Source organism: Legionella fairfieldensis ATCC 49588 (genome assembly GCF_000621525.1).
In the GTDB taxonomy this organism is placed as follows: Bacteria; Pseudomonadota; Gammaproteobacteria; order Legionellales; family Legionellaceae; genus Tatlockia; species Tatlockia fairfieldensis.
In genome coordinates this window covers 1-3238 of sequence record NZ_KK211303.1, presented here as the reverse complement: position 1 = coordinate 3238, position 3238 = coordinate 1, and the positions used below count along the sequence as shown (strand labels likewise).

The following is a 3238-nucleotide window of genomic DNA, read 5'->3' as shown; positions in this document are numbered from 1 at the left end:
GAGTCATGGCGAGCGCCAGCCCCTGACTCAAACCATCCTGCGCCATCATCTGCGCCGCACTGGTGAGGCTAAACGAGCGGGGAGAGACCTTATCCAGTGCTTCGCTCGCCTGACCGGCCAGCGCACTGGTGCCTAACGTGCGTAACAGACCGGCTGAGGCGGCGGTCGATAAACCGGCCAGCAGCGGGGATAGTGCACTACCCTCTTCTCATACCCCTTCAGTCACTCTTTATTCCTTGCCGCAATCTCGGTTAATACCGCTTTCAGCTCCTCAAATCTCGCCATATGAGGACTCACCCGATATCGTTTTCCATTCTTTAAATGGATAAAAAAACCTGTACCATCTACAGGAAAAGTTTTTAATCTTGACATTAATTTATTTATTTTAAAATCGCTGATTGCTATTAATTCTTCCGGATAAAAAACGACTTTTCGAAAGAAATACAAACGAATTACAGTAACTTTTTCTGTAAATTTAATAAATTGTATTGTTTGAAAACAATATATAATGCCCGACCCAAACAAAATCAGAACACTTGTTATCATGATTAAAATAATCCACATCATAAAATAATCTTCTGAAAAAGAAGGAGTCGAATTAAACAATATAATGAAATTCATTATTTCAAAACAGAAAAAAAAGATGAATATTGGCGGAATAAAACAAATAAAAAAACCATAACCACCATGAGTTATATCTTCGTATGAACTGTTATTTATTATACCATTTATCATAAAAAACATCCCCCAATTTATTCATTACAGTTGATGGACCAAAACCAATAATTGCTGCTGAAAATATAGGCATTCCATAAGTAAGACCAGCAGTTAAAGCCCCTGTGTATGCTCCAATAATCAACTTAGAAGCACTGTAAGGAACCTTCTTCTCACTAAAATGATCTATAACTTGGTTTAAACCATTTGAAAATGCTCCAGAACCAGCTCCAATAATCATTGTGGAATTTCGTGATAAAGGAGTTATAAATCCGAAAGAAAATCCGGTTACTCCCCCAATCACCGCACTACGCCAAGGATGCGCATCCGCGGTAGACAGTGCCGAGAGAAACGAGGACGTTCCTCCGACAGCGGCGTTTAACGTATGTTTGGCAATAACTCCTTTATACTCCGAGAGAAAATGAACCGTTTGCTTCGAATAACTGGCGGCACTTTCAATCACTTTACTATCCCGGGTCAACTGCATGGCCGCCATGACCGGTCTGGTTTTTCCTAACCACTGCACCGTTTTAGCCGCAAGCTTGCCACCGGGGATAAGTGCTAACGCTGACAGGCCGCGGTTAACCTCCACATTCAAGAGACGGTCACGACCTGTCCATAGTTCATCCATCGCTTTTAACTGACCGGCTACCGGCACAAAGTCCAGTGCGAGGGAGGCCATCGCCTTTATTGTTGGAGAACCGGTTGTCGGTTCGGGCAAAGAGGCTGGTTCCAGCAAAGGGGCCGACGCCTGCGACAACTCCCCGTACCCCCCTTCTCCGGCCAACTGCTGGGCAAGGTAATTCATATAAGCAGCGTTGTCGCTGCGCGGATTGGTCTTCTCCATTGAAGCACACACTATTAACCTATGTATTTTGATCCTTCTTTGGCTTATGGCGAATAAGAAGGAAGATCATGTAACTACTAAATAAACTGGCTAGCAAGGCTAAAACAGCCAATATAAGCAAGCTTTTTTTATTATTAGTCATTGCATCATTAAAAAGAATAATTGAGAGACAGAAAACAAATATCATCCCCAATGTTAGCTCTAAAATATCTCGCCAAGAGACAGTCTGAGCCTCTCTCTCAAAAATTGAAAAAAAAGGTTCTTTATGGCAAGGGATTTTCTTCCGGTTGCCAATAATTTTTTTCATATCCATTTTAAATTTTAAAATAATTAATAGTGAAGAAATTATAAACAGAGTTCCCCCTATTTTTGGACGAAAATACATGGTGGCACTACAACTGCTGGTCAAGCCTATTGATAAGCCCATATAACCCTTAAAAAGATTTTCAATGGCTCTTTTTTCTTTATAAGTAATTAAATACGCCCTTGAAGAGCGTAATCGATTATTTCTGTATAAATACTGATTTGGTGCTATTTTCTCAAAAAAAATTGATGGTTCAACCATAACAACTCCAAATAATAACTAATTAATCTTTTCTCAAAGAAAAATTTCCCCTGGTACATACAACAATATATTTCGTTCTTCAGCAGGTAAATTCCATAAATTTTTTGCCACTAAATGGGTTTTATTCCATACATACCTTGTACTAGAAGCCACTGCTCCTTTAACGTAATCACTGACATGATAATTGTATCCAAAATACCCAGCCACAGCTCCTGCATTGTACCCAATAATCCCCCCAATTGGCCCCCCTAGAGAAAGTCCTATGCTTCCCGCTATTCTTCCCGTTATATGAGCAGCCGTCCCCGTCCCACTCCAAGCCACAGCAGTTCCTACTCCTACCGAAGTAGCCTCCCGCAATTGCGCATTTTTTCCTTGTGATGCATTGGCCTCATAGGCTATATACGCCTCGGCTCCCACGTAACCTACGCCTAACGTTTTATTGGCAATATTAAAAAGCTTATAAGTCCTTGAGTTCAGTGCTTTATCAATGAGTTGATACGATTGGGAAGAGGACGATTTAAATAAACCCTGCATCGCTTGTAAATCTTTTGCCAGCGTTACTCGTTTCACATTATTTTTTTGTAATCCGCCCGCACGATTTAAAATCGTATTAACCTTGTATTTCTGATACCCTTCATAACCCAGTTTGGAAAAATCATTCACCATGGAGGTTGGCGGTATCAGGCTGTCGAGTTCTTCTACCGTGTTTAAAACTGCGGATTTATTCTCAGCGCTTGTTGCCTCCTGTCCATTCAATGAAAAGATTTCAGACGATGCCTGAATTCCCGCTAACACTCTCGCCCGCCGATTCACCAAACGCTGGTACACATGTTCTGAGGCCAGCGAATAGGTGCCGTCTTCTTCCTTCTGAATGGGACAGTAGTCTGCTTCATCCAGAGGGGCAGCTTCAGCAGACTGGGCAGATTGGGCACTCCCCTGCACGACCCCCTCACCAATAGCCTGCCCGAGATTATCGCTTAACACTTGCGCGGCATCAAAGCGCTGATGTTGGGCTGCGGCTTGCAGGCCGCCTGAGGCGAGTGCGCTGGCTTCGGACTGAAGGACGGCCGCACTGCCTGGGCCTAAGTGCTGGCTTAGGCGTTGTTGCGTGG

4 protein-coding genes are annotated in these 3238 nt (G+C 43.0%); all 4 read right to left on the bottom strand.

The window, feature by feature from the left end; translation table 11 throughout:
• Window positions 1-222: 222 nt before the first annotated feature.
• Complete coding sequence (locus tag T345_RS0113100; RefSeq protein ID WP_131777845.1) at window positions 223-735, bottom strand: hypothetical protein; 513 nt, start codon at window positions 733-735, stop codon at window positions 223-225.
• On the bottom strand, window positions 713-1561 hold the full coding sequence (locus tag T345_RS0113095) for a hypothetical protein (protein ID WP_028389694.1): 849 nt from the start codon (window positions 1559-1561) through the stop codon (window positions 713-715). The genes T345_RS0113100 and T345_RS0113095 overlap by 23 nt, the downstream gene beginning before the upstream one ends.
• 19 nt (window positions 1562-1580) lie before the next feature.
• Window positions 1581-2126, bottom strand: coding sequence for a hypothetical protein (locus T345_RS0113090; protein WP_028389693.1), 546 nt, complete (start codon window positions 2124-2126; stop codon window positions 1581-1583).
• 33 nt (window positions 2127-2159) lie between these two features.
• Window positions 2160-3238: hypothetical protein (locus T345_RS15275; protein ID WP_035919120.1), on the bottom strand; the 1079-nt coding region annotated here is incomplete at its 5' end.